This window comes from Roseibium aggregatum IAM 12614, assembly GCF_000168975.1.
GTDB classification, from domain to species: Bacteria; Pseudomonadota; Alphaproteobacteria; order Rhizobiales; family Stappiaceae; genus Roseibium; species Roseibium aggregatum.
This window is the reverse complement of the sequence record NZ_AAUW01000031.1, coordinates 43,337-49,369: the sequence shown is the minus strand read 5'-3', so window position 1 is coordinate 49,369 and position 6,033 is coordinate 43,337. Positions and strand designations below refer to the sequence as shown.

7 protein-coding genes and 1 pseudogene are annotated in these 6,033 nt (G+C 59.8%); all 8 read left to right on the top strand.

Features of this window, described 5'->3' with window-relative positions:
- Positions 1-570, top strand: a 570-nt coding sequence (locus SIAM614_RS28925; protein ID WP_006940138.1) for a hypothetical protein, incomplete at its 5' end; no start/stop codon positions are given.
- Complete coding sequence (locus SIAM614_RS28920) at positions 563-1,027, top strand: hypothetical protein (RefSeq protein ID WP_040441437.1); 465 nt, start codon at positions 563-565, stop codon at positions 1,025-1,027. The genes SIAM614_RS28925 and SIAM614_RS28920, both read left to right, overlap by 8 nt.
- A pseudogene (locus SIAM614_RS33220) lies at positions 1,024-2,634 on the top strand (DDE-type integrase/transposase/recombinase); the annotation flags it as partial. The gene SIAM614_RS28920 and the pseudogene SIAM614_RS33220, both read left to right, overlap by 4 nt.
- A gap of 619 nt (positions 2,635-3,253) precedes the next feature.
- A complete protein-coding gene (locus SIAM614_RS33215; RefSeq protein WP_040441436.1) occupies positions 3,254-4,018 on the top strand; it encodes an AAA family ATPase in 765 nt (254 codons plus the stop codon).
- The gene (locus SIAM614_RS28905) at positions 4,018-4,659 is read left to right on the top strand and encodes a hypothetical protein (protein ID WP_006940131.1); all 642 of its coding nucleotides are present in this window, start codon (positions 4,018-4,020) and stop codon (positions 4,657-4,659) included. The genes SIAM614_RS33215 and SIAM614_RS28905 overlap by 1 nt, the downstream gene beginning before the upstream one ends.
- Entirely contained in the window at positions 4,656-5,039 is a 384-nt protein-coding gene (locus SIAM614_RS28900; protein ID WP_006940130.1) for a hypothetical protein, read from the top strand. The genes SIAM614_RS28905 and SIAM614_RS28900 overlap by 4 nt, the downstream gene beginning before the upstream one ends.
- Positions 5,032-5,325 (top strand): hypothetical protein, encoded by a 294-nt coding sequence (locus SIAM614_RS28895; RefSeq protein WP_157140157.1) that lies wholly within the window; start codon positions 5,032-5,034, stop codon positions 5,323-5,325. The genes SIAM614_RS28900 and SIAM614_RS28895 overlap by 8 nt, the downstream gene beginning before the upstream one ends.
- A gap of 45 nt (positions 5,326-5,370) precedes the next feature.
- Positions 5,371-6,033, top strand: coding sequence for a DUF3164 family protein (locus tag SIAM614_RS28890; RefSeq protein WP_006940126.1), 663 nt, complete (start codon positions 5,371-5,373; stop codon positions 6,031-6,033).

The following is a 6,033-nucleotide window of genomic DNA, read 5'->3' as shown; positions in this document are numbered from 1 at the left end:
CACGAGATCCTGGAGAACCTCGGGCGCAAGGATCTCAACGCTCTTGAGCGGTGCGAAGCGCTGAGCGAGTTGAAGCGGGTTTATGAGGTACTCCACCCGGAAACTAAGAATGGCGGCAGGCGCGGAAATCAGCACACCGGTGGCCAAAAGAGGCAGAACGAAGTTTTTTCGTTCTGCCAGAATGCCGCAGAAACCACCGGGCTCACACCACGTTCTATTCAAATTGCGGTCGCCATCTTCAAAGGCCTTTCCCCGCAAACCCGCGAACGCCTCAAAGGCACGCCCTTCGCCGAAAAACAATCCGACCTGAAAGCGCTCGCGGACCTTGACGCCGAAGTCCAATGCAAGGTCCTGGACCTCATCCTGGGTGAATTGCCCAAGGCCAAATCAATCTCGGACGCTTTGCTGTTGCTCGATGGTCGCGACCCGGAAACTGCCACCGATCGGGTGTTGCGGTCCGCTTGCGACAATCTCAGCAAGCTCCCGAGAGCAAGCCGGATGGTGGTCTTCAAGCTCCACCGCAAGGAGATCGTCGAACTGGTCAAGCGGGAGGGCTGGCTCGATGGCTAGGAAAACGCCGCGCGACGATTTCACCATCGACATGTTCACCGGGTGGAAGCCACCAAAAGTGTCGGTGGGTTTTGAGCCGGGAACGATCTCCGGTAACCGGCTTGCGTCGCGGATCAGCCGTGCGATCGCCAAAGCGCTCAAAGAATGCGGCAAGGACCGGGTGACGGTTGCCGGGCTGATGAGCGAGCGGCTTGGGCACAAGGTCACAAAAGACATGCTGGAGGCCTATGCCTCGGAAGCAAAGACCGGAAACAACATCACGGTCGAACGCTTTCTGGCGCTGATCCATGCCACAGGCAAAACCGAGCTTCTCGGGTTCATCGCCGAAGACTTCGACATGGCGGTTGTTCCGCGCAAATACGAGAACGTCATTGAGCTGGCCTTGATCGAAGACCATGAGCGCATGGTCGCCACACGCAAGAAAACGCTCCAGATGCAGATCCGGAGTGCCAAATGAAACTCTGGCTGACCGCCCAGGAAATCGCTGATCTCAGGCTTGAAGGCTTTCCGACATCCAAGCGTGGTGTGCAGTTGATAGCCGCGCGCGAACACTGGGCGGACAGCCGGCTTGCCCGCAAGCGCGAGGGCAGGGAAGGGGGCGGTGGGCTCGAGTACCACATGAACCTTCTGCCCCATACGCAGCGGCTCGATTATGCCGCCACCTTTGTGCGGATCGAGCAAAAAGACTATCGGACAGAAACGAGCCGGGATCTGACGACGCGCGAGCGCAACACGCGCGACGCCAAGCTGGTTGTCCTGAAAATCGCCGATCGCTTCAAGAAAAGCTGCGAGCTGACCACCAGCCCGTCTGATGATCTCTTCGCCGAGCTTTATGAGGACGGCAAGGTTCCGGTTCCCGAATGGGTCAGGCACCTGGTTAAACGCCTTTCTGGTCGCACGCTTGCCCGCTGGCGCAAGGACATGCGCACAGACATCAACCGCCTAGCGCACGATCCCTCAAAAGCCCGGAAGGGCACAGGGGTTCTCGACACGGCCGAGGGTGGAGAGCTGCGGGCCTATTGTCTGGCGCTCTATGTCTCCAATCAGTTTCTCTCCGCCAAACACATCCGAACCACGGCGATCGCGAAGTTCGGCGAAACGGTTCTGGTGGAAACCGCCAAGGGCCAGGTCCGCAAGAAAATGCCGCCTTTAAGGACGTTTCAAAACGCTCTTAAAACGTGGAAAGAGCAGGATAGGAACGCGCTTCTCAAAATCACCGATCCGGATGCCTACAAGTCTAAGGTCCGGTTTGCGGCTTCCGGCGCCAACCGTGTCGATCGGCTCAACGAGCGCTGGGAGATCGATGCCTCGCCGTCGGATGTCATGACCACGGACGGGCGCATGAACATCTATGTTGCGATTGATCTTTATTCCCGGCGCACCATCATTCTCGTTACCAGCACACCGCGCGCCTCCGCCGTTGGCCTCTTGATCCGCAAATGCCTCATTGCCTGGGGCGTGCCGGAACTGATCAAGACCGACAACGGCTCGGATTTTTCAGCCCATGCAACGATTCGTTTGCTGGACGCCCTTGGCATCGAGCAGGATTTTTCGGCGCCCTATTCGCCTGAGCAAAAGGGAACGGTCGAGCGGGTGATCGGCACCTTCCAGCGCGATTGCGCCGCGACCCTGCCGGGGTTTGTTGGCCACTCGGTTGCCGATCGCAAGATCATTGAAGCGCGCAAGGCGTTCTCAGCGCGGCTCGGCACGGACGATGCCAAGCTCTTCAACGTCACGCTTTCCGCCCTTGAGCTCCAACGCGAAGCGGATCGATGGACTGAGGAGCAATATGCTCACACACCGCACGAAGGCCTGAAGCGCAAGACACCGTTTGAAGTCGCTGCCCGCTGGTCCGGCCCAATCCGGGCTGTCGGTGATCTGGCAGCACTCGATGTTCTGCTGGCGCCCGTTGCCGGCCAGGATGGCAAGCGCCGTGTCACCAATCAGGGCATCCGGATCGACGGTGAGTTCTATTACACCGGCGATGTCATGCCTGGCCGGGATGTTCTTGTCCGCCACGACCCTGAAGATCTCGGCCGGGTCTGGCTCTTTGAGCCCGATGGAGAAACCTATCTCGGCCAGGCGGTCAATCCGATGCTTGCCGGTCTGGACCCGGCCGCAACAATCGCCCAGGTCCGCGCCAAACAAAAGGCGCTTGAAGACGGCGCGCTCGCCGACATTCGCAAACAGAAACGATTGATTACGCCGCGCACCGTCGCTGAAGCACAGCGCGCTGCCTATCAGTCCAATGCCGACATTCTGAGTTTTCCCAAACTCACCGAAAAACACGAGACGGCAAAAACACAGGCTGCTGCGGCCGTGAAGGCAAAGCGCACACCCAAGCCGCTGTCTGAAGCCGAGCAGAAGATGATGGCTCAGCTTGGCACTTCATCCGCTCGCTCAGCCAAAGTGCAGCCCATCCGACAAAAAGAAACCGCAGAAGATCGCTTCGCTCGCGCCAAGCGCTTCCAAGCGCGGATCGCCAAGGGGGAGGCCCTGAGTAATCAGGACGCTCTCTGGCTCACCGGCTATCAGGCCGGCCCCGAATACCGAGCGCGGAACTTCTCTGGCAGGAGGGGCAAAAGCGCGAAGGCCGTGTACCGCCCGCGTAAGCCTGGGCAAGAGAAAGGCCCCGAAAGCTGCAACTTCCGAGGCCCGACATTCAAGTTTGAAGGACTGAAGAATGACGAATGCAGACCCTGCAGTCAATCGTGCGCCGAGCGCCGGCGGGCTGGCCGCGCTCAAGAACGTTGCCCGATGTTTGACCCTTGTCGAAACCCTGCGCTCCCGCGGACCGCATTTGCCGGGCCTTGGCGTCTTCCATGGCTATTCCGGCTACGGCAAGACCTATGCCGCGCTCTATGTCCAGAACATCACTGGAGCGCTTCGGGTCGAGGTTGGCGACAGCTGGACCAAGAAATCCCTGCTGCAAAACATTCTGCGGGAAGCCAACCAGGAACCGCGCGGCACGATCGCCCACATGAGCGAATGCGCCATCATGGCACTCGGTGATGACTTCAACCGCCCCTTGATCATCGATGAAGCCGACAAGCTGGCCGACAAGGGGATGCTGGAGCTCGTCCGGGAAATCCACGAGCACAGCCAGGCACCGATCGTGCTGATTGGCGAAGAGCAGTTGCCGGGGAAAATCCTCCAGGTGGAACGGGTTCACAATCGGGTCCTGGACTGGGTGCCGGCAGAGCCCTGCGACCATGAGGATGCGCGCGCCCTGGCGAACCTGTTCTGTCCTGCGCTTTCCATCTCCGATGACCTGGTTGACCTGCTTGTCGAGAAGTCTGCCGGCAAGGCCCGGCGCATTCACGTCAACCTGAACCGGATCATCGAACACGCCCGCAGCACTGGCGAAGACAGCTTTTCCGCAGGCTCCTTTGAACAGGGCTGGTTTTTCACCGGTGAGCCGCCACGCCGCATTCGGAGGGCTGCGTGATGTCGATCCAGATGGAACTGAAGGTCACGAGCGGCAAACCGATCTACCGCGGCCACGATCACTATTGGAGCGTGATCAAGGATCTGGGCAAGGACAACAAGCATTTCACCATGCATGAAGTGGCCCTGCGATCGAACGACAGGGACGACTACGCGGTCGCCGACTACATCAAGCGGCTCCATGCAGCTGGCTTTCTGGAAATGCTTGAGCAGCGGGTCCAGGTCAATCGTGGTGCCGGACACTCGCTCTACAACGTCTATCGGCTGCTCAAACGCCAGGCCCTGGCGCCGATCGTCAACCGGGATGGCACGCTCGGCAGGCAGGGGCTCGCCCAGCTTCAGATCTGGAACGCGATGCGGGCACTTCCCAGCTTCTCGCTCATTGAGCTGGCTGTCACCGCCTCAACGCCGGACGTCGAGATCCCGCGCGAGACAGCAAAGCGGTATGTGACCCATCTGAACCGAGCCGGATACCTGCACGTGCTGCGGGAGAGCAGCAACAAGGTGCAGGGCATATGTCGGCTGAAGCCCTCCATGAACACCGGTCCGAACCCGCCAAAAATCCTGAAGACCAAAATGGTCTACGACCCGAACCGCAAGGAGATCATGGGCGCTCCTTTGGCAGAGGAGTGCGCCGCATGAGTGCTTCCTCGACCATGGTTCAAAAGGCGGAAGCTGCATGGGGCGGCACGCCGCCCGATTGGATCGCCGAGCTTGCCCGGCTGGCATCGGCCAAGGGGCTGAATGCCTGCGCGCAGCGGCTTGGTTATTCGCCGACCACGATCAGCCAGACTCTCGGCAACAAATATCCGGGGGATCTCACCAAGGTTGAGGAGAAGGTGAGGGGAGCCTTGATGGGTTCAACCGTCGACTGTCCGGTCCTTGGTGGGATCGGCCGGCACATATGCCTCGACTGGCAAGCCAAACCCCGCGCCGTCACCAACTCGACCCGATCCAAAGTCTACCGCGCCTGCCGAGACGGCTGCCCGCACTCCCGCCTGAAAGGATCTCATGATGCTTAGCACTGACCTGCGCATGCTCTCGCGCCAGCTGAACGAGTGGAAAGATGCAAAGGGCGTCTTGACCCTCTCGGCACAAACCACCGCAAAGGTCGAGAAAGTCCTCGACGATTGCGTTTCCATTGCCTGGCACCTGGAGAACTCCCGCGTCCAGCGGCCGGTGGTCATCGATCTGTCCGATCCAAAGATCGCGCTGTTCCCGATCGCCCGCCGGCCCATTCCGGCCGAAGCCCCTGAGACGGCCGCCCCTATTCCGCGGAGCTGTTTCGACGACGACGGCGCGGCTTAAGCCTTTTTGTTCTGCGTTTAACGAGACTGCAAAAGGACATTGAACATGGAAGTTTCTCCGAACAAGGCGATGTCTGAGCCGGTTGACGGTGTCGAGATGATCAACGGCCAGTCCTATATGCGCGATGCCAAGGGCAACCTGGTGCCGCTGGAAAACGTCAAACCTCAACACAAGCTCGAAGACGAGACCGTGCGCAAGATTGTCGGCTTTGCTGAAGAGCTATCCGCGCAGATCAGCCGCTTCCGCAATCACACCTTTGCCGATCTCCTGAGCCTGACCGCACTGCTTGCCCAGGAATACGACTCCCAGAAGGGTGGCAAGAAAGGCAACACCACCTTCCAGACTGTCGACGGTTGCCGGAAGGTCCAGGTGCAGGTCTCCGACTTCATCGACTTCGGCCCGGAGATCCAGATCGCCAAGAGCCTGATCGACGAATGCCTGAATGAATGGGCCGCTGACAGCCGCCCGGAAATCCGCTCCATCGTCACCCGCGCCTTCAACACCGACAAAGAAGGTCAGATCAACAAATCAGAGATCTTCATGCTGATGCGCCTGGAGATCGAGGACGAGCGCTGGCAGCGGGCGATGACGGCGCTGAAGGATGCCATGCGGATCACTGGTTCCAAGAGCTATGTGCGGTTTTATCGGCGGGACCAGCCGGATGCGGACTGGCAGGCGATCACCATCGATCTGGCCAAGGCCGCATAG

Excerpts from the sequence above, each read along its gene's own strand:
- SIAM614_RS28920 (WP_040441437.1), top strand. The coding sequence starts at position 563 with ATGGCTAGGAAAACGCCGCGCGACGATTTCACCATCGACATGTTCACC.
- SIAM614_RS33215 (WP_040441436.1), top strand. The coding sequence starts at position 3,254 with ATGACGAATGCAGACCCTGCAGTCAATCGTGCGCCGAGCGCCGGCGGG.
- SIAM614_RS28905 (WP_006940131.1), top strand. The coding sequence starts at position 4,018 with ATGTCGATCCAGATGGAACTGAAGGTCACGAGCGGCAAACCGATCTAC.
- SIAM614_RS28900 (WP_006940130.1), top strand. The coding sequence starts at position 4,656 with ATGAGTGCTTCCTCGACCATGGTTCAAAAGGCGGAAGCTGCATGGGGC.
- SIAM614_RS28895 (WP_157140157.1), top strand. The coding sequence starts at position 5,032 with ATGCTTAGCACTGACCTGCGCATGCTCTCGCGCCAGCTGAACGAGTGG.
- SIAM614_RS28890 (WP_006940126.1), top strand. The coding sequence starts at position 5,371 with ATGGAAGTTTCTCCGAACAAGGCGATGTCTGAGCCGGTTGACGGTGTC.